General features: G+C 68.9%; 17 protein-coding genes and 1 pseudogene. 5 read left to right on the top strand and 13 right to left on the bottom strand.

Features of this window, described 5'->3' with window-relative positions; all coding sequences use genetic code 11:
• Positions 1–24: 24 nt before the first annotated feature.
• The 5 genes from dnaJ to JDV75_RS10795 all read right to left on the bottom strand — a co-directional run bounded on the left by dnaJ (position 25) and on the right by JDV75_RS10795 (position 4,253).
• Positions 25–1,206: a molecular chaperone DnaJ gene (dnaJ, locus tag JDV75_RS10815; RefSeq protein ID WP_198739256.1), complete on the bottom strand. Its 1,182-nt coding sequence runs from the start codon at positions 1,204–1,206 to the stop codon at positions 25–27.
• 124 nt (positions 1,207–1,330) lie between these two features.
• Positions 1,331–2,014 (bottom strand): nucleotide exchange factor GrpE, encoded by a 684-nt coding sequence (gene grpE / locus JDV75_RS10810; protein ID WP_198739440.1) that lies wholly within the window; start codon positions 2,012–2,014, stop codon positions 1,331–1,333.
• A gap of 20 nt (positions 2,015–2,034) precedes the next feature.
• Positions 2,035–2,211, bottom strand: a complete 177-nt coding sequence (locus JDV75_RS10805; protein WP_198739255.1) for a hypothetical protein — start codon at positions 2,209–2,211, stop codon at positions 2,035–2,037.
• Positions 2,212–4,050, bottom strand: a complete 1,839-nt coding sequence (gene dnaK / locus JDV75_RS10800; RefSeq protein WP_198739254.1) for a molecular chaperone DnaK — start codon at positions 4,048–4,050, stop codon at positions 2,212–2,214.
• 56 nt (positions 4,051–4,106) lie between these two features.
• Positions 4,107–4,253 carry a hypothetical protein gene (locus tag JDV75_RS10795; protein WP_198739253.1) on the bottom strand — a complete coding sequence of 49 codons (147 nt, stop codon included), beginning with the start codon at positions 4,251–4,253 and terminating at the stop codon, positions 4,107–4,109.
• A gap of 676 nt (positions 4,254–4,929) precedes the next feature.
• On the opposite strand from JDV75_RS10795, the gene JDV75_RS10790 reads away from it, so the two are divergent.
• Complete coding sequence (locus JDV75_RS10790) at positions 4,930–8,406, top strand: proline dehydrogenase family protein (RefSeq protein ID WP_198739252.1); 3,477 nt, start codon at positions 4,930–4,932, stop codon at positions 8,404–8,406.
• A 113-nt stretch (positions 8,407–8,519) separates the two neighbouring features.
• On the top strand, positions 8,520–9,935 hold the full coding sequence (locus tag JDV75_RS10785; protein ID WP_198739251.1) for an AI-2E family transporter: 1,416 nt from the start codon (positions 8,520–8,522) through the stop codon (positions 9,933–9,935).
• Between the two features lie 68 nt (positions 9,936–10,003).
• Here the strand turns inward: JDV75_RS10785 and JDV75_RS10780 are convergent, their stop codons facing one another.
• Positions 10,004–10,645 (bottom strand): nucleosidase, encoded by a 642-nt coding sequence (locus JDV75_RS10780; RefSeq protein ID WP_198739250.1) that lies wholly within the window; start codon positions 10,643–10,645, stop codon positions 10,004–10,006.
• A 98-nt stretch (positions 10,646–10,743) separates the two neighbouring features.
• On the opposite strand from JDV75_RS10780, the gene JDV75_RS10775 reads away from it, so the two are divergent.
• From JDV75_RS10775 to JDV75_RS12010, 3 genes and pseudogenes are all read left to right on the top strand, one after another.
• Positions 10,744–11,397 carry a hypothetical protein gene (locus JDV75_RS10775; RefSeq protein ID WP_198739249.1) on the top strand — a complete coding sequence of 218 codons (654 nt, stop codon included), beginning with the start codon at positions 10,744–10,746 and terminating at the stop codon, positions 11,395–11,397.
• A gap of 547 nt (positions 11,398–11,944) precedes the next feature.
• A pseudogene (locus JDV75_RS12015) lies at positions 11,945–12,037 on the top strand (DUF3887 domain-containing protein); the annotation flags it as partial.
• Positions 12,038–12,067: 30 nt separating this feature from the next.
• Positions 12,068–12,433 carry a DUF3887 domain-containing protein gene (locus JDV75_RS12010; RefSeq protein WP_232958507.1) on the top strand — a complete coding sequence of 122 codons (366 nt, stop codon included), beginning with the start codon at positions 12,068–12,070 and terminating at the stop codon, positions 12,431–12,433.
• A gap of 124 nt (positions 12,434–12,557) precedes the next feature.
• Here the strand turns inward: JDV75_RS12010 and JDV75_RS10765 are convergent, their stop codons facing one another.
• Genes JDV75_RS10765 through JDV75_RS10735 form a run of 7 tightly spaced genes read right to left on the bottom strand, consistent with a single transcriptional unit; the run spans position 12,558 to position 19,195 of the window.
• Positions 12,558–13,508, bottom strand: a complete 951-nt coding sequence (locus tag JDV75_RS10765; protein WP_198739247.1) for a sulfite exporter TauE/SafE family protein — start codon at positions 13,506–13,508, stop codon at positions 12,558–12,560.
• Positions 13,496–14,236 carry a CbiX/SirB N-terminal domain-containing protein gene (locus JDV75_RS10760; protein ID WP_198739246.1) on the bottom strand — a complete coding sequence of 247 codons (741 nt, stop codon included), beginning with the start codon at positions 14,234–14,236 and terminating at the stop codon, positions 13,496–13,498. The genes JDV75_RS10765 and JDV75_RS10760 overlap by 13 nt, the downstream gene beginning before the upstream one ends.
• Positions 14,229–15,539 carry a sulfate adenylyltransferase subunit 1 gene (locus tag JDV75_RS10755; RefSeq protein WP_198739245.1) on the bottom strand — a complete coding sequence of 437 codons (1,311 nt, stop codon included), beginning with the start codon at positions 15,537–15,539 and terminating at the stop codon, positions 14,229–14,231. Before JDV75_RS10755 ends, JDV75_RS10760 begins: the two co-directional genes overlap by 8 nt.
• Complete coding sequence (gene cysD, locus JDV75_RS10750; RefSeq protein ID WP_232958464.1) at positions 15,539–16,492, bottom strand: sulfate adenylyltransferase subunit CysD; 954 nt, start codon at positions 16,490–16,492, stop codon at positions 15,539–15,541. Before cysD ends, JDV75_RS10755 begins: the two co-directional genes overlap by 1 nt.
• On the bottom strand, positions 16,489–17,268 hold the full coding sequence (locus JDV75_RS10745; protein WP_198739243.1) for a phosphoadenylyl-sulfate reductase: 780 nt from the start codon (positions 17,266–17,268) through the stop codon (positions 16,489–16,491). The genes cysD and JDV75_RS10745 overlap by 4 nt, the downstream gene beginning before the upstream one ends.
• Positions 17,265–17,522, bottom strand: a complete 258-nt coding sequence (locus JDV75_RS10740) for a hypothetical protein (RefSeq protein ID WP_198739242.1) — start codon at positions 17,520–17,522, stop codon at positions 17,265–17,267. The genes JDV75_RS10745 and JDV75_RS10740 overlap by 4 nt, the downstream gene beginning before the upstream one ends.
• Complete coding sequence (locus tag JDV75_RS10735; protein ID WP_198739241.1) at positions 17,519–19,195, bottom strand: nitrite/sulfite reductase; 1,677 nt, start codon at positions 19,193–19,195, stop codon at positions 17,519–17,521. The genes JDV75_RS10740 and JDV75_RS10735 overlap by 4 nt, the downstream gene beginning before the upstream one ends.
• Between the last annotated feature and the right edge of the window lie 79 nt (positions 19,196–19,274).

Here is a 19,274-nt window from a genome sequence, read left to right as displayed (position 1 = left end):
CATGTACCGGTCCGGGCGGGCCGACTAGGCCGATCCCGCCCAGTTCGAGCGGGGATCGAACCCGGATTCCTTCTCCGCCTGCGCGTAGGCGCGCAGTGCGCTGGTCGCCGCCGGGCCGAGGTTCTCCGGGACAGTGACCTTCACTGTGACCATGAGGTCACCCTTCGTCCCGTCGCGTTTCGGGATACCGCGGCCACGGACCCGCAGGGTCCGGCCGTCGGGGGTTCCGGCGGGAACCTTCACGCGGACGGGTGAGTCGAGGGTCGGAACGGTGATCGTGTCACCGAGCGCCAGTTCCGCGAAGGAGACGGGAATCTCGACCTCGAGCGTGGTGCCGGACCTGGTGAACACCTCGTCGCTGCGGACGTGGACGGTGACGAAGAGGTCACCGGAGGGCCGCCCGTTGGGTCCGGCCTCACCCTGTCCCGCGAGCCGTACCTTCTGCCCGTCGATGACGCCGGCGGGGACCCGGACGGTGATGGAGCGGGTGCGGTTGACGGTTCCCGTACCCGAGCAGTCCGGACACGGATCGGAGATGATCTGGCCGTTGCCACCACAGTCCTGGCACGGGGCGGAGAACCCGAAGGCACCGCGGTTCTCGCTCGTGAAGCCGGTTCCGCTGCAGCTGTCGCACCTGCTGGTCTTGCCGGACCGCGAGCCGGAGCCGTGGCACCGGGTGCACGGAGCCGGACCCTTGAGCTCTACGGGGATCGTCGCCCCTTGCGCAGCTTCCCGGAAATCAAGTGTGATGTCAGTTTCGACGTCGGCCCCCCGCGACGGTTGAGCTGCGTGGCGAGGACCGTGGCCGCGGTTGAAAAAGCCACCGAAGATATCACCCAGACCCCCTTCCGAAGTAAATCCTCCATCTCCTCCAAAGAGATCCGAGACGTCGAAGTCCCCCTGCGCCTGGCGAAACCCGCCCGGAAAGCCGGACCCCGCTTTCCCGCCGAAGCCGCGCAGTCCTCCGGACGCGAGCATGGCTTTCATCTCGTCGTATTCCCGGCGCTTCTTCTCGTCACCGACGACGTCATAGGCCTCGGCGATGCGCTTGAAGCGCTCTTCGGCGTTCTTGTCACCGGGATGGTTGTCCGGGTGGTTGTCGCGGGCGAGTTTGCGGTACGCCCGCTTGATCTCTTCGGCTGATGCGGACGAGGAGACACCCAGGTCCGCGTAATAGTTCTTCTCAGCCCATTCACGCTCTGCCATTGGGCATCTCCTCCTTCCGTGTCGTGCACGGGTTCAGGGTCATTCTAGTTGTTCGGTGGTGTCCGGGTTCCCCATCAACGGGCCGGACACCCCGGGGCGGTGCCACCACCGCCCCGTCGCCACGTCACTGGGTGGCGGTGTCGTCGCCGACGGCGTCCTCGGCAGCGTCAGCCTCGGGAGCGGACTCCCGGGGATCGGTGATGATCACCATCGCGGTGCGCAGCAGCCGGTCCCCCATCGCGAAACCACGGCGCAGGACAGTTCCGATGACCTTGTCGTCGCCCTCGGAGAGGTCCTGGACGGCTTCGTGCCGCTCGGGGTCGAACTCGTCGCCCTCGGCGCCGAACTCGGCGACGTCGAGCCGGTTGAACACCCCGCGGAGCTTGTCGTTGACGGACTTCAGGGGCCCGGTGAGGTCGCCGTGCCGTTCCGCGAGTTCGAGATCGTCGATGACATCGAGCAGCTGGTTCACGACGGAGGCCTTCGCGGAGGCGATGACCGCCTGCCGGTCCCGCTCGGTGCGACGCCGGTAGTTGGCGTATTCCGCGGTCACCCGTTGCAGGTCCTCGGTCCTCTCGGCGAGTTCCGCCGAGAGATCCGGTTCCCCGTCCGCTGCGGCTTCCGCGTCCTCCGCGGCCCCGTCTGCCGCGACGGTGGCGGGCGCCTCATCGAGCTCGGCGTCGGCGGCTGCTTCCGCCTCGACGGTGGCGTCGGCCGCTGCCTCGGCATCGGCCACGGCCGACTCCGCGATCTCCGGGGACGTGGCCTCCGGATCGGTTGCCTCCGGATCGCCGGGGTTGTCCGGCATTGCTGCTGCGTCCTCCTGGCTCACTGGGTGGCCTCCTCGTCCTCGTCGCTGTCATCATTCTCACTGTCGATGACGGCCTGCTCCTCGTGCACCGCGCGCTCGTGGGCGGAGTCCGCGGCCTCCTGGAGATCGTTGGCCACGGCGTCACCCTCGAGAACCTCGTCCGGGTTCTTGTCGGTGTCCATCGGTTCGGTCATCTACTTCTTCTCCTCGTCGTCCTCGTCGACGACCTCGGCGTCCACCACGTCGGAGTCGGCGGTGTCACCGGCGTCGGCCTGGGTGGCTCCCGCTGCGGCCTCGGCCTCGTAGATGGCCTTACCCATCTCCTGGGACTCGGTCGACAGCTTCTCGACGGCCGTCTTGATGGCCTCGATGTCCTCGCCCTTGAGCGCCTCCTCGACCTCCTTGGCGGCTGCCTCGACCTTCTCCTTGGTGTCCTCGCCGATCTTGTCGGAAGAGTCCTCCATGAACTTGCGGGTCTGGTAGACCATGGACTCCGCGGAGTTCCGTACCTCCTGCTCCTCGCGGCGCTTCTTGTCCTCCTCGGCGTGGGCCTCGGCGTCCTTGATCATCCGGTCGATCTCCTCCTGGGACAGGCCGGAGCCGTCCTGGATCTTGATCGTGTTCTCCTTGCCGGTGCCCTTGTCCTTGGCGGTCACGTGGACGATGCCGTTGGCGTCGATGTCGAAGGTGACCTCGATCTGCGGGACGCCACGGGGTGCCGGGGCGATGCCCGAGAGCTGGAAGGACCCGAGCAGCTTGTTGTGCGCGGCGATCTGACGCTCACCCTGGTAGATCTGGATGCCGACCTCGGGCTGGTTGTCCTCGGCGGTGGTGAAGGTCATGGACTTCTTGGCCGGGATGGTGGTGTTGCGCTCGATGAGCGTGGTCATCACGCCACCCTTGGTCTCGATGCCGAGGCTCAGCGGGGTGACGTCGAGGAGCAGCACGTCCTTGACCTCGCCGCGCAGCACGCCGGCCTGCAGGGCGGCGCCCACGGCGACGACCTCGTCCGGGTTGACGCCCTTGTTGGGCTCGCGGCCACCGGTCAATTCCTTGACCAGGTCGACGACGGCGGGCATACGGGTGGAACCACCGACGAGGACGACGTGGTCGACATCGTTGATGGAGATGTCGGCGTCCTTGATGACCTGGTTGAAGGGCTTCTTGGTGCGGTCGAGCAGGTCGGAGGTGATGCGCTGGAACTCGGTGCGGGACAGGGTCTCGTCGAGGAACAGCGGGTTCTTCTCGGAGTCGACCGTGATGTAGGGCAGGTTGATGGAGGCCTGCTGGGAGCTGGAGAGCTCGATCTTGGCCTTCTCGGCGGCCTCACGCAGACGCTGCAGCGCCATCTTGTCCTTGGTCAGGTCGATGCCGTGGGCGGACTTGAACTTCTCGACGAGCCAGTCGACGATGCGCTGGTCCCAGTCGTCACCACCGAGGTCGTTGTCGCCGGAGGTCGCCTGGACCTCGACGACGCCGTCGCCGATCTCGAGCAGGGAGACGTCGAAGGTGCCGCCACCAAGGTCGAAGACCAGGATGGTCTGTTCCTTGTCGCCCTTCTCTAGGCCGTAGGCGAGAGCCGCGGCGGTGGGCTCGTTGACGATGCGCAGGACGTTGAGCCCGGCGATCTGGCCGGCCTCCTTGGTCGCCTGGCGCTGCGCGTCCTCGAAGTAGGCGGGGACGGTGATGACGGCGTCGGTGACGTCCTCACCCAGGTAGGCCTCCGCGTCGCGCTTCAGCTTCATCAGGATGCGGGCGGAGATCTCCTGCGGGGTGTAGCTCTTGTCGTCGATGTCGACGCTCCAGTCCTCGCCGATGTGGCGCTTGACGGAGCGGATGGTGCGGTCGACGTTGGTCACGGCCTGGTTCTTGGCCGACTGTCCGACGAGGACCTCGCCGTTCTTGGCGAAGGCTACGACGGACGGGGTGGTGCGGGAACCCTCGGCGTTGGCGATGACGGTGGGGTCGCCGCCCTCAAGAACGGAAACAACCGAGTTCGTGGTTCCGAGGTCGATACCTACTGCGCGTCCCATGTGATGGTTCTCCTTTGTGTGTCTGTGTCGTCTATCGGCGGTTGACTGCCCCCGACTCAACTTCCGGAGAAGATGTTAACAATCTCCTTGAGTGCGGGCCACTCAACCTCTTCACCCATCACAACGGCCTCCGGTGCAAAGTTGTTCCCGGTACGCTCAACTTTTTGAAAGTGATCTGGAACATAATTCGGAAAAGTGGTCATCACCTGGACTTTTGCCGAAGCATGACGGAGGAGTCGAGCGGGCATCCACCACACCAACTCTCCCACGGCATCCCGGGATCCGGCCCGCACAGGCCATCCACGCGCCGATATCCGGGACCGCCACGCGGTTCCGCCACACCTCCCGGGCGCCACGGCCGGCCACGTCGGACCCCATCGAGCCGCCGCGCCGCGGCCACAGCGCGGGCGGGTGGACGATTCCCACACTCCACCGACCGCGTATCCCGGTTTCGCGGAAGCCCTTCCCCCCGAACCGGGTGGCCACCTAGGATAGGGACACAGTCTCCGGCGGGGAACGCGCGGGATGCACGACCCCCTCCCCGAGTCGGACCCGGCCCGGTACCCGAGCAGAAAGGCGGTGCGCGGCAGTGGTTTCACACACCCCGTCCGTACGGCCTCCCACGCGCGGGGCCTCCACCACCGCCCAGGCGTGCGGCGGTCGCCGCCGCCCCGTCGGTGACCGCCCGCCGGTCTGACCCCGCCCCACCCGATCACCCACATCGGGCCCCGGTTTCCCCGGACGAACCTCTGACGGCGGTCCGCACCACCGCAGTTCCCCGACACAGCGGGGCCCGACTCCCCGAGTCACCCACCGACCCGCCGCACCGACGGCCGTCGGGATGCCGGTGACCGTCCACGAAAGCGAGTACACCCACTCATGTCCCTCCCCCACGCACCCACCAACACCGGCGACGTCGAGAAGGTCAGCTCCGCCGCGATCACCCGTGCCGAGGCGTGGCTCAACGCCACCGGCTCCGACGAGTCGCGGAAGGAGGCGAAATCCACCGAACAGCTCGCCGCCCTGGTGCACGACACCGACGGCATCGACTTCACGATGGGTTTCGTCGACCGGGTCGCCCGGCCCGAGGACAACCACGTCTCCGCCCGCGAGCTGGCCAATCTCGCCAGCCCGCTCAAGGGTCGCGGCGCGGTTCCGGACTTCGTCGGACCGGTCGACCGCGGCCTGGTCACCGCCGGTTCGATCGTCGCGCCCTGGCTGCCGGACATCGTCATGCCGATAGCCCGGAAACGATTGCGTCAGATGGTCGGCCACCTGGTTCTCGACGCCGAGGGTTCGGCCCTGAACAAACTGCTCGACAGGTCCCGCGAGCAGGGATTCCGGCTGAACCTCAACCTCCTGGGTGAGGCCGTCCTCGGCGACCGGGAGGCGGAGTCCCGCCTCAACCGGACCCTCGACCTGCTGGACAATCCGCGCGTCGACTACGTCTCCATCAAGGCTTCCTCGGTGTGTGCGCAGCTCAACCCGTGGGACATCGAGGGCAACACCGAGCGGTTGAAGGAGACCCTGCGACCGCTGTACCGCAGGGCACTGTCCCGGGATCCGCACCCCTTCATCAACCTGGACATGGAGGAGTACAAGGACCTCCGCCTGACGATCAGGCTGTTCACCGAACTGCTCGCGGAGGAGGAGTTCCTGCCGCTGGAGGCGGGCATCGTCCTGCAGGCCTACCTGCCCGACACCCTCGGCGCGCTGCAGGAACTGGCGGAGTTCGCCGCGCGACGCCGCGCCGCGGGCGGGGCGAAGATAAAGATCCGCCTGGTCAAGGGCGCGAATCTGTCCATGGAGCGCGTCGAGGCCGAGATCCACGACTGGAAGCAGGCACCGTACCTGACCAAGGCCGAGGTCGACGCCAACTACATCCGGCTTCTCGACTGGATCCTCCAGCCCGAACACGCCGACAACGTCCGCATCGGCGTGGCGTCGCACAACCTCTACACCGTCGCCCTCGCCCACGAACTCGCCGTGGAACGCGGCGTGGAGCACCAGCTCGACGTGGAGATGCTCCAGGGCATGGCCCCGTCCCAGGCCCGCGCCGTGCGGGACGTGGTCGGGGACCTGATCCTCTACACACCGGTCGTGCACGACGAGGACTTCGACGTCGCGGTGAGCTACCTGGTCCGCCGCCTCGAGGAGAACGGAGCGAAGCAGAACTTCCTCTACGCACTGTTCGCCCCGGAGATCACCGGCGACGACGGACTCACGCCGGTGCAGAGCCAGCGCCAACGGTTCCGGTCCTCGGTAGCGGAGCGCTGGTCCACCGCCGCCGGTCCGCGCCGGACGCAGGACCGCACCGCCGAGGCCGCGGAGAACGCCGGCACCTCCTCGGGCTCAGTGCCCGGCCACTTCATCGGCGAACCGGACACCGACCCGTCCCTGCCCGCGAACCGCGGGTGGGCCATCGAGGCGCTGGACCGGGACCCAGGCGAGGTGGTCTCCGGGGTGATCACCTCCGTGGACACCATCGACGCGTCCGTGGCCCGGGCCGCGGACGCGGGCCGCGAATGGGGCTCGAGAACCGGTGCCGAGCGCGCGGAGCTGCTGGACCGTGCCGCCGCGGCACTGGCGAACGCCCGCGGTGAGTTGATCACCGTGATGACCCACGAGGCGGGTAAAACCGTAGCCGAGGCGGACCCGGAGATCTCCGAGGCCATCGACTTCGCCCGCTACTACGCGGAGTCCGCACGCGCGCTGGACCGCGTGCGCGGGGTCCGCTTCGAGCCGTACCGCGTCGTGGTGGTCACTCCCCCGTGGAACTTCCCCGTCGCCATCCCGATGGGTGGCGTGTTCGCGGCGCTCGCCGCGGGCGCCGCCGTCATCATCAAACCCGCACCCCAGGTGGTGCGCTGTGCGGAGATCGCCGTAGCCGCCCTGCGTGAAGCGGATATCGGTGGGGATCTGCTGCAGCTGGTCAACGCCGACGAGGACGAGGCCGGCAAGCGCCTGGTGAGCCACCCGGACGTGGACTCCGTCATCCTCACCGGTGCCTCGGAGACCGCGAAACTGTTCCGCAGCTGGAAACCGCGCATGGTCATCAATGCGGAGACCAGCGGCAAGAACGCCATCATCGTCACCCCGTCCGCGGACCCGGATCTCGCTGTCGCGGACGTCTACCGCAGTGCGTTCGGGCACGCCGGGCAGAAGTGCTCGGCGGCGTCGCTCGTGATCCTGGTCGGATCGGTGGGGAAGTCGAAGCGCTTCCTCAACCAGCTGGTCGACGCGGTCGAGTCCCTCCACGTCGGCTACGGCACCGACATCTCGACGACGATGAACGGTCTCATCGAGCCTCCCGGCGAGAAACTCGAGCGCGGCCTGACACAGCTCGACGAGGGCGAACGGTGGCTGGTCAAGCCACGGCAGCTGGACGACAGCGGCCGGCTGTGGTCGCCGGGCCTGCGCGACGGTGTCGAACCGGGGTCCTGGTTCCACACCCACGAGTGCTTCGGCCCCGTCCTCGGCATCATGCGGGCGGACTCCCTCGAGGAGGCCGTCGAGTGGCAGAACTCCACCGGCTTCGCGCTGACCGGCGGGCTGCATTCCCTGGACACCGACGAGATCACCTACTGGCGCGAGCACGTCGAGGTGGGCAACGCCTACATCAACCGCGGCATCACCGGCGCGATCGTGGAGCGGCAGTCGTTCGGCGGCTGGAAGAACTCCTCCCTCGGCTCCGGGGCGAAGGCCGGCGGCCCGAACTACATCGGGCAGCAGGGCACCTGGTCCGAGGGGGACCTCAACGAGCTGCACTCCGGTTCGGTCAGCACACCGATCGCCCAGATGCTGCGCGAGTTCAAGGCGCAGCTCGGCCCGACACTCACCCCGGCGGACAACCACTGGCTGCGCCGCTCCGCGGAGGCGGACGCCTACGCGTGGCGTACGGAGTTCGGCGTGGAACATGACCGCACCGCGCTCCTCGCCGAGTCGAATGTCTTCCGCTACCGGCCACTCCTCCAGCCACTGCGGGTGCGCGTCGGATCCGGTACAGCGGTACGGGACCTGCTCCGGATGAAGCTCTCGAGCCGGATCACCGGGACGGACATCGACGTGTCCGCGACGGCCGCGACCGCCGCGGAACTCGGTGCCCTCGGCGCCGGGATCCGGGCCCTGTCCGACGGGGACTTCGCCGCGGAGATCGCGGGCACGGCATCCGTCCGCGTCCGCGCTCTGGGCGAGGTTCCCGACGAGCTCTACCGGGCGGCCGCCGAATCGGGCTCCGTGATCCTCGATCAACCCGTGCTGGCCGACGGCCGTCGGGAGCTGCTGCCGTTCCTCCTCGAGCAGTCGATCTCCACGACCGAGCACCGCTTCGGGTACATCAGGGGCCTGTCCAACTGACCGGAACCCGACCGGAGGGGAGCACCACTCATCGGGTGGACGACTCCCCTTCCTCAGTTCGCGGTCACCGAACTACCAGCCAACCGGTCTCTGTGGCATAGTTTCCAACCACTATGAACGAACATCACAACCCCCGGGTCCCGGGGAACTCCGACGATTCCACCTCTGAGCTGGAGTCCACCACGTCGATCGGTTCATCCGCGTCGACGTCATCCGAAGACACCATCTTCAACGCCATCAACCGCGACACGGACCACACGGCGTCGGTCGTCGGCGAACGATCCGCGGGTTCCGTTTCCGCAGAGGATCCCGACCAACTCGACCGTGCCATCATCATCGGCCGGGACGGCCGCTGGGTCGCCGGCTGGGCCCTGCGGTTCATCATCGTGGCCATCGCCAGCTGCATCGCGTGGCTCGGACTCGGAATCATCTGGACCGGTGTCCTGCCGATCCTGCTCGCGATCCTGCTGTGCACGGTGCTGTGGCCGCCGGTGCGCTGGCTGAAGGAACACGGCGTTCCGGGCGGCATCTCCTCCCTCCTCGTTCTCGTCGGATCCCTCTGTGCCATCGGCGGGGTCTTCGCTGCGATGGCGCCGCGGGTCGCCGAACAGTCGAAACTGCTTTTCAAGCAGAGCGTCACAGGCCTGGAGAAGCTCCAGGAACGGCTCGGTGAACCGCCCTTCAACATCAACACCGACCAGATCGACGACGTCCTCGACGACATCTCGGCGAAACTCCAGGACGGTGCCTCGGGCCTGCTCTCGGGCGGAGTGGCGAACAAACTGGCATCCGGTGTGTTCGCGGGTGTTTCCACCGCGACGTCCGTGGTGGTCACGCTCTTGCTGATGCTGGTGCTGTCGTTCTTCTTCCTGAAGGACGGCCACGCCTTCCTTCCGTGGGTGCGCCGAAACGTCGGTAAGTCCGCGGGCTGGCATCTCACCGAGGTCCTCACCCGCACCTGGAACACGCTCTCCGGGTTCATCCGCGCCCAAGCCCTCGTATCCCTCATCGACGCGATCTTCATCGGCATCGGCCTCGTGATCCTCGGTGTCCCCCTGGCGCTCGTGCTCGCCGTCATCACCTTCTTCGGCGGGTTCATCCCGATCGTCGGTGCCATCTCCGCCGGTGCGATCGCAGTCCTGGTCGCGCTGGTCTCCAACGGCCTGACCACGGCCATCTTCGTCCTGATCCTGATCATCGCGGTCCAGCAGATCGAGGGCAATATCCTCTCCCCGCTGCTGCAGAGCAAGGCCATGAACCTGCACCCCGTGATCGTGCTGCTGTCCATCACTGTCGGTGGCGGACTGTTCGGCATCGTCGGCGCGTTCCTCGCGGTTCCCGCTGCGGCGACCATCGCCGTGTGGCTGCGTTACCACGCCGAGATCGTGAGCCTGCGCTCCGGTGAGCGGACGATCGACGAGATCGAGACCGAGACCGCGGCCGGATCCAAGGCGCTGATCAACATGGGTCCGGCCATCCGGTCGATGCGCCGACGCCTCAGTCGTAAGGGCGCCACCGCGGTCGACTAGACCCCTCGCCACAAGGGAAAGTGTCCCCGCACCGGTGACCGGTGCGGGGCACTTTTCTGTGCGTCAGGTCAGGGCCGGGCGACCGGGACCGGGACCGCCTGCACGAGGGAGTCGGCGGCGGCGAGGGTGTGCAGGGCGTCGTTCAGCTGGCGGGAGCCCTCCGCCACGGCGTCGGCCCACGTGCCGACGGATTCCTCGTTCGCGCCGTCGCTGATCTGTTTGAGCAGGGTCACCGGGATGCCGTAGCGGTGACCGATCCGGGCGAAACAGTAGCCCTCCATCTCCACGAGCTCCGCGCGCTCAGCGAGCCGGGTCCGGATGACGGTGTCGGCGATGAAACTGTCGCCCGTCGCGAGCCGGGCGGTGGGCAGCAGCCCGGACGTGTGCAGGGTCAGCGCGTTGATCTCCGGCCTGCCGTCGATCTCCTCCAGCAGTTCGGAGGAGAAGTCGTGCTTGTACACCTCCCGCACCTCGTACACGCCGTTCGGGCCGTCGATGAGCCCCCCGCAGGTGCCGAGGTTGATGATGGCGCTGGGCACCCGTCCGTCGAGACGCGCCTCGGTCAGTACCTCGGTCAGGCCGATCGCCGCGCGCAGCACGCCGACGCCCGTGACGAGCACGGGAAGATCGGTGTCGATGGCCTGCGTCTCGCTGTCGGTGGCGAAGACGAGGAGGGGCCGGCCGTTGGTGATTGTTCCGCGAAGTTCCATGCCCCACACTCTAGGTCACGAAAATGACCCGGGGCGGTGCGCCGGGGCGGTTAGAATCGACCGGTGTGCCGCGGACCTGCGGTACGGGAAGGACAGACATGTACCCCGTCAAGAGGATCGCCGTCATCGGTGCCGGGCCGGTCGGCATCCAGACCGCCGAACTGCTCGTCGGGTGCGGCTGCAACATCTACGTCGACCTTTTCGAACGCATCCCCGCACCGTTCGGGCTGATCCGCTACGGGCTGTCCGAACACGCCCCAGGGGGCACCCTCACCGAGAAACCCGATGCACCGGCGACGGCCCGGCTGAAGCTCTTCGGAAACGTGTGCGTCGGCGGGGACATCACGGTCGCCGAGCTCCGCCGCCACTACGGTGCCGTCGTGGTCTCCCCCGACGTCGCCTCCGGCGCGGGATTCTCCGCCACGCGGGAGGCGGGGCGCCTGACCCCCGGTGTCTACACCACGGGCACGGAGGATCCGCTGGCCGCGGCACGGGTCGTCACCACCCGGATCGCGACCGATGCCTGGGTCGGGACGCTGGGCACGCCGCTACTCGCGGACGCGGGCCGGATCCGCGAGCTGCTCGACGCTCGGGGCGTGGCCTACACCTCGTGGGAGGGCTGGTGGCTGCCCGAGACGACGATCGCGGGCCCACCCACCGCAGCTGCTCTCGCGTCCGCGGCGACGCTGGCCGGCTCCATCGACTGGGACGGCATCGCCCGACTCGCCCGAGGCGTGCCGATCTGCGAGTGACCGGTCCCCTGCATGACCGCGGAATCCCGCCCTTTCCCTGGGCTGCGACGTGATCACCGCTCTCCGGGTCTTCACGTGTCGGCCTAATGCAACTGCGCCGATCCCGGGATACCCGAGGTGGTGGCCCCGCATCACGGGTCCAGCCACCGGGGAGTCCATCCCGGCCGCTGCACCCCGTCGCCCACCGCAGAATGTGTGCGACACGTCGATCCGTTACACCTGTCTTACGCTTCACCGCGCGTGTGCCCGCGTCCCATAGTCCGAGCGCACCTCTCACCGTGACCGTGCCCCGCCACCGTAGCCGTGTAAAGATTTCCTTGACACCTCCGGGATGTAAAGATAACTTTTACACATGTCGGAACCACTGAACACCACCACACTGGCCACGCTGCTCACCCAGGTCGCGTCCCTGCTCGCCACGGAACTCCGGGAGATCGACACCCCCGGCACCGAAAGCATCCCGAGGAACACCCCACCCCGGGACGTCACCCACTCCCTGGCCACGGCACACACCATGCAGCTGCTGTCCACCGAGGCGCTGGGGACACTGGTCCACGCAGCCCGGGAACGGGGCACCACGTGGCAGAGCATCGGAAACGCCCTCGGCATCAGCCGCCAGGCGGCGTTCCAGAGGTTCGGCAACCCCATCGACCCACGGACAGGAAACCCCATGAACAAACCCACCCCGACCCAACAGCAGAAGGCGGTCACCCACGCCGTGACCTTCCTCGACGTCCTCACGGCCCACGACTGGGAGGGCGCGGCGCACCTGCTCGGCCCGAAACTCGGCGACGAACTCGACGCGAAATCCCTGGCGGACGCCTGGGCCCAGGTCGTGGCACTCGGCGGCGAACTCGAGGCCCGCCACCCGGCGCAGACGGTGAGCCTCGCCGACGAGGTCCTCGTCGTCGAACAGCTCCTCGACTTCGAGGCGGCCGATCTCGTGGGACGGATCAGCTACAACCGGGAGGGCGAGATGGTCGGACTGTGGTTCCTCCCCGCCGACCAGGCGCTCAGCAAGGATCAGTCCCGCTGATGTAACCGCTGTTCGTCACCGCAGACTGTGCATGGAGGAGGTCAGCCGCCGCCCCGTTGAATCCGGGCGACGGGTGACCTCCTCCACGTCACCGCGTCCGCGACCCCGGGACACCGGCATGGCCTCAGCTGGCCGTCCCGGCCCCCACGCATCCCCGTTCCACGGAGCCGGGAACCTCGGGGGCGGCCTCATCCATGACCCGGACCCTGGTCTGTTTCCGCATCCGACGCACGCCGCAACAGGTCAGGCCCACGCCGAGGGGCAGCAGCACCCCTTCGACGGTGGGGAGCACCCACGTCGCGGTGTCGAGGGCACCGACCACCCGGGGCGCATTGACGAGCATAAGCGCCGTGCCGACCGCGCCGCCGAGCAGACCGGGCTGCATGCGGCTGACGAGCCACGCCGCGAACGGCGCGGCGATCACACCGCCGACGAGCAGTGCGGCGACGGCGGGCAGGTGGGCGAGCAGCTCCTCCCGCATGCCGATCGCGAACCCGGTGGTCGCGGCGGCGGTCACCAGGAACTCGGAGGTGTTCACGGTTCCGACGACCCGGCGCGGTTCGGCGTGCCGGAGGCTCATCAGGGTCGAGGCGGTGACAGGTCCCCAGCCACCCCCGCCGGAGGCGTCGATGAATCCGCCGGTCAGGCCCAGGAGTCCGAGGACCCGTCCCCGGCGGCGGGTGTCCGTGGCGACCGCGTGGTGCGGGGCGCCGCGGGAGAAGCGCAGCAGGAGGTGCAGCCCGATGGCGGTGAGGATCCCCGCCGTGACGGGGGCTGCGGCAGCGGTGGAGAGGTTCGACAGGACGTAGGCCCCGAGAAACGCGCCGACCGCGCCCGGGACGCCGAGGCGCAGTGCGAGCCGCCAGTCGACGTTGCCGAAGCGCCAGTGGCTGATCCCGGAGGCCAGGGTCGTCCCCAGCTCCGCGGTGTGCACCACGGCGGACGCCTGCGCGGGGCCGAGGCCGGCGGCGAGGATGAGCATGGTCGTCGACGTCGCGCCGAAGCCCATGCCGAGTGCGCCGTCGACGAGCTGCGCGATCGCACCGGCCAGGGCGATGAGAATCAGGGTACGCATGCCGGTGTCCGGTCACTGGTCAGGGCGTCGGAGTAGCGGGTGGCGACGATTCCGGCGAGGTCGCGGCCGAGCGGTGCGCTGACCGAGATGTCCGGGCCCCCGGCGCGGGTGGCGGGCAGGCGGTCGGTCAGCCGGTCGAGCAACAGTCCGTGGGTGACGAACAGCGGGAGGACGTGCAGGGAACCGGCGACGCGGGCGCGGTCGAGGATCGCCCCGGGGCCGCCGCCCGGTCCGGTGGCCGCGATGACGTCGACCCGGCGACCGGTCCGCTCGGCCAGCTCCGCCCCGAGTCGCGCCAGGTCAGCGGTGGCCCGCGCACTGGATGTTCCCACCGGGTGGAGGACGGTGTCGCGGCGGTCCGGACGGTCCACCGTGAGGCGCTCCGCGAGAACATCGACGAGATCCGGGCCGGTACCGAGCCCGTCCGCGAGGGTGATCCGCAGCCCGGAAACTGCCGTGGCCGCGCGCACCGCCTCGGGGACGTCGGTCGTCGCGTGGAACGCGCGGGTGAACAGCAGCGGCACGACGACGGCCTCCCTAACGCCCTCGACGGCGAGCCGGAGTGCGACGTCCGGGAGGGTGGGTGTCGACAGGTCCAGGTGCGCCGGGTGTGCGGGCAGGTCCAGGAGGTCACCGGCGGCCGCGGTCAGCTCGGCGATACCGGCGTCGGCGTAGGGGTGACGGGATCCGTGGGACAGGGTGATCAGTGCGGGACGCGGGTCAGTCACGGCCACCACCGCCGCCGGTGCCGTCGACCAGGCCGGCGGCGAGGGTGTCCCCGGAGGCGGGGTCGATGAGCAGGAGGGAGCCGACGGCACCGCGGGCGGTGAAACCGTCGACGGGCAGGGCCTCGGCGACCTGGATCTCGGCGCGCACGATGTCGTTGAGGGCGAGTTCGTCCGGGGCGTCCCGCACCACGTCGTCCACCGGAGCGTCGATGTCGATGCCCGCGGTAATCCGGGTGACCCGGCCCCGGACCAGTGACGTCCCGTAGCGCAGCTTGAGCAGCTGGCCCGGGCGGACGGCTTTCTCGGCCAGGCCGACGAGTGTGGCGGTGAACTCGCGGACGTCGTCGGGCCGGTCGGCGCCGGCGATGAGGTCACCGCGGGTGAGGTCGATGTCGTCGGCCAGGCGCAGAACGACGGAGTCGCCGGGTAACGCGATCTCCGCCTCCCCGTCCGGGGTGTCGATGCCGGTGACCGTCGTGGTGCGCCCCGTCCCGAGATGCACGGTGTCGCCGGGTCGGATCCGTCCGGCGGTCACCCGGCCCGCGTAGCCGCGGTAGTCGGTGGCGTGATCGCGGATGACGGTCTGCACGGGGAACCGGAACCCCAGCTCGCCCACCTCGGGGCCGGCGGGCACGGTCTCCAGGATCTCGAGAACGGTGGGGCCGGTGTACCAGTCGGTGTTGGTGCCGCGCTCGACGACGTTGTCCCCCAGCAGCGCCGAGGTGGGAACCACGAAGGTACTGGTCACACCGAGGCGGTCGGCGAGGGCCGTGAACTCGGCCTCGATGGCGCGGTGCACGGACTCGTCGAAGCCGACGAGATCGATCTTGTTCACCGCGAGGACCACCGTGTCCACGCCGAGCAGGGCCGTGGCGGTGAGGTGGCGGCGGGTCTGGGTGACGATGCCGTTGCGGGCGTCGACGAGCAGCACGACGACACGGGAGGTGGACACACCCGTGACGGTGTTGCGGGTGTACTGCACGTGACCCGGGGTGTCGGCGAGGATGAAGGTGCGCTTCGCGGTGGCGAAGTAGCGGTAGGCGACGTCGATGGTGATGCCCTGCTCGCGTTCGGCGCGCAGGCCGTCGACCAGCAGGGAGAGGTCGACGTGTTCCAGGCCCTTCGCCCGGGACGTCGCCTCGACGGCGGCGAGCTGGTCGGCGAGCACCGATTTCGTGTCGTGCAGGAGGCGACCGACGAAGGTGGATTTGCCGTCGTCGACACTGCCCGCGGTGCACAGCCGGAGGGTCTGGCGGTCGTGCAGCGCCTCGGTCGGGGCGGGGGCGGTGAGGGTGCTGGTCATCAGAAGTAGCCTTCCTTCTTGCGGTCCTCCATGGCGGATTCGCTCAGGCGGTCATCGGCGCGGGTGGCGCCACGTTCGGTGAGGGTGGATGCGGCGATCTCGGCGATCACGGCGTCGACGGTGTCGGCGTCGGAGTCGACGGCGCCGGTGCAGGACATGTCGCCGACGGTGCGGAACCGCACGCGGCGGGTCTCCGGGGTCTCGCCCTTGCGGGGGCCGCCCCACTCGCCGGCGGTCAGCCACATGCCGTCGCGGTTGAACACCTCGCGGTCGTGGGCGAAGTAGATCGGCGGGAGCTCGATGTTCCGGGCGCCGATGTACTCCCAGATGTCGGCCTCGGTGAAGTTGGAGATGGGGAACACGCGGATGTTCTCACCGGGCAGGTGGCCGCCGTTGTAGAGGTTCCACAGTTCGGGCCGCTGGCGGCGGGGATCCCAGCCGCCGAAGCTGTCGCGGACGGAGAAGATGCGCTCCTTGGCACGCGCCCGTTCCTCGTCGCGGCGGGCACCGCCGAGCACGGCGTCGTAGCCCTGTTCGGCGATGGTCTCCACGAGGGGGACGGTCTGGAGGGGGTTGCGGGTGCCGTCGGGGCGTTCGCTGAGCTCACCCCGGTCGATCCAGTCCTGCACCTTCGCGACGCGCAGCCGAGCGCCGGTGCGTTCGACGAGGCGGTCGCGGAACTCGAGGACCTCGGGGAAGTTGTGGCCGGTGTCGACGTGCAGCAGTTCGAAGGGCACGGGCGCGGGTGCGAAGGCGCGGCGGGCCAGTTCGTGGACGACGACGGAGTCCTTGCCCCCGGAGAACAGCAGGGCGACCTTGTCGAACTGTCCGGCGACCTCGCGGAGGATCTGGATGGCCTCGTTCTCCAGGTCCCTCAGGTGCGGGGACAGCGGCGAGTCGGTGCCCCTGTCGGTGCGGGCGTCGGGCGTGGTGTCGGTGAGGGTTGTGGTCATGTGTGGAGTCCGCATTCTGTCTTGTTCTGTCCGGCCCAGCGGCCGGCCCGGGGGTCTTCGCCTTCGGCGACGGGCAGGGTGCAGGTGGCGCATCCGATGGACGGGTAGCCACGGGTGGTCAGGGGGTGCCGGATGAGGTCGTGCTCGACGATGTACCGTTCGGTCTCCTCGAGTGACCAGGTCACCAGGGGCGAGATCTTGAGCCGGCCGGTTCTGTCGAGGGTGACGGCCGGGGTGTCGGCGCGCAGCGGGGAGTCGGCGCGACGCAGCCCGGTGACCCATCCGACGTAGCCACTCATCGCCGCGGCGAGTGGCTCGACCTTGCGCATCCGGCAGCAGGCCGTGGGGTTGCGGCGGTAGAGCGCGGGCCCGTAGGTGGCGTCCTGCTCGGCGCGGGTGAGGATCGGGGTCGCGGTGACCAGCGGGAGCTCGTACCGACGGCGGACCCCGTCGGCGACGTCGAGGGTCTCGTCGAAGTGGTAGCCGGTGTCAAGGAACAGCAGGTCGGCGTCGGGCAGGTACCGGGAGGCCAGCTCGGCGAGGACGGTGTTCTCCATGGACATGGTGACGGCGACGGGGCTGTCAACGTGCTCGGCGACGGTCGCGAGGATCGTCTCCGCGTCGGCGTCGTACAGGGCGTCGGCGTGCGTGTCGACGAAGGCGGCGAGTTCGGCGCGGGTCCCGGGGTCGAGCGGTTCGGTGGTCGCCGCCCCGGCCGGTGAGACCTCGGGGTCGCGGTGGGCGCGGGGGCGGGCGAAGCGGCTGAGGTCGGTCACGGTATCCGCACCCCCGGGGTGTGTCCGTGGTGCTCGAGGGACGCCGCGAGCGCCTCCGCGGTGGAGGGCGCGGGCGCGGGCCGGTTCGCGGGATCATTGCGGCCGTGGAACATCACGGAGAACACCCGACGGCATTCCTGGCAGGCCCACGCGAAGTCGGTCTCCTCGTCGGGGAAGAGGTCGGTTCCGCCGCAGTACGCGCAGTACTGCGGGAAGCCGCGGTTGGGGTTGGGCGTGTCGACGCGGTAGCTCACTGCAGGTCCCCCTCGTCGGCGCGCAGGACCCATTCGCGGAACTGCTCGCCCTCGGTGCGCTGCTCGCGGTAGCGCTCGACGAGCCGGACGACGTAGTCGCCGAGTTCCGCGGAGGTGACCTTGTGTCCGCGCAGCTTGCGGCCGAAGTCGGGGTCGAACCCGAGGGCACCGCCGAGGTGCACCTGGAAGCCCTCGACCTTGTTGCCCTCGTCGTCGTTGACGAGCTGACCCTTGAGTCCGATGTCCGCGACCTGGGAGCGGGCGCAGGAGTTGGGGCAGCCGTTGAGGCTGATCTTCAGCGGGACGTCCATGTCGACGAGCCGGTCCTCCAGTTCGTCGACGAGCTGGATCGCCCGGGCCTTGGTGGTCACGAGTGCGAGCTTGCAGAACTCGAGGCCGGTGCAGGAGATCACGCCGCGACGGAACTCGCTCGGCTCCGGGTACAGGCCGGTGGCGTGGAGAGCCTCCTTGAGGGGTTCGACCTGCTGCTCCTCCACGTCGAGGAACAGCAGTTCCTTGTCCACCGTCGTGCGGATCCGGGTGACGCCGTGGGCCTCGGCTGCGTCGGCGATGGCGATGAGCTGGTCGCCGGAAGCGTGGCCGACGGTGGGCTTGACGCCGACGTAGAAGCGGCCGTCCTTCTGCGGGTGGACCCCCAGGTGGTCGCGGTTGCCGGGATTGACGGGCGCAGCGGGGCCGTCGAGGAGCGGGCGGCCGAGGTACTCGTCCTCGAGGACCTGACGGAACTTCTCCACACCCCACTTCGCCACGAGGAACTTCAGCCGCGCACGGTTGCGCAGGCGACGGTAGCCGTAGTCGCGGAACACCTTGACCACGGATGCCCAGACCTCGGGCACCTCGTCGAGGGGGACCCACACGCCGAGCCGCTGGGCGAGCATCGGGTTGGTCGACAGCCCGCCGCCGACGTACACGTCGAAGCCGGGGCCGTGTTCGGGGTGGTTCACGCCGATGAAGGAGAGGTCCTGGATCTCGTGGGTGACGTCCTGGCGGGGCGAGCCGGAGATCGCGGACTTGAACTTCCGCGGCAGGTTGTGGAGTTCCTCGCGGTGCAGCCAGTCCGAGGTGATGGCCTCGATGGCGGGGGTCGCGTCGATGATCTCGTCGGCGGCGATTCCCGCGACCGGGGATCCGAGGATCACCCGCGGCACATCGCCGCAGCCGCAGAGGGTGGACAGGCCGACGGCGTCGAGCTTCTCCCAGATCGCGGGGACGTCCTCGATGCGGATCCAGTGGAGCTGGATGTTCTGTCGGTCGGTGAAGTCACCGGTGCCGCGGGCGTAGTCGCGGGAGATCCCACCGACGGTCCGCAGCTGGGTGGTGCTGACGACGCCGCCGTCGAAACGCACCCGCATCATGAAGAACCTGTCCTGCAGCTCGGCGTTGGTGGCGTTGCCCGTGTGCTCGCCGCCGAGGTCCTGGCGACGCTGCGTGTACAGGCCGACCCACTTGAACCTGGGCGCGAGGTCCTCTTCGGCGATGGAGTCGAAGCCCTGCTTCGAGTAGATGTCGATGATCCGCTGCCTGCAGGACATCCCCGGGTCCTCGGCCTTGATCCGCTCGTCGTCGTTGAGGGGATCGGTGCCGTCGATCTTCCACTGGCCGTCCGGCTTGCGCTGGCGGGCGGGCCGTTCCTTGACGGTTGTCGGTGCCATGGGATGCTCCTTGGAAAGCCCGGTTCCGGTGGTGCCGGGGCCGGGGCCGCGATGGGGGTGCTGTTGGTGCGGCCAAGTC

It is taken from the genome of Corynebacterium meridianum (assembly GCF_016342265.1).
GTDB lineage: Bacteria > Actinomycetota > Actinomycetes > Mycobacteriales > Mycobacteriaceae > Corynebacterium > Corynebacterium meridianum.
Note: the sequence above shows the minus strand (reverse complement) of the source record. Positions and strands in the feature narration are given on the sequence as shown.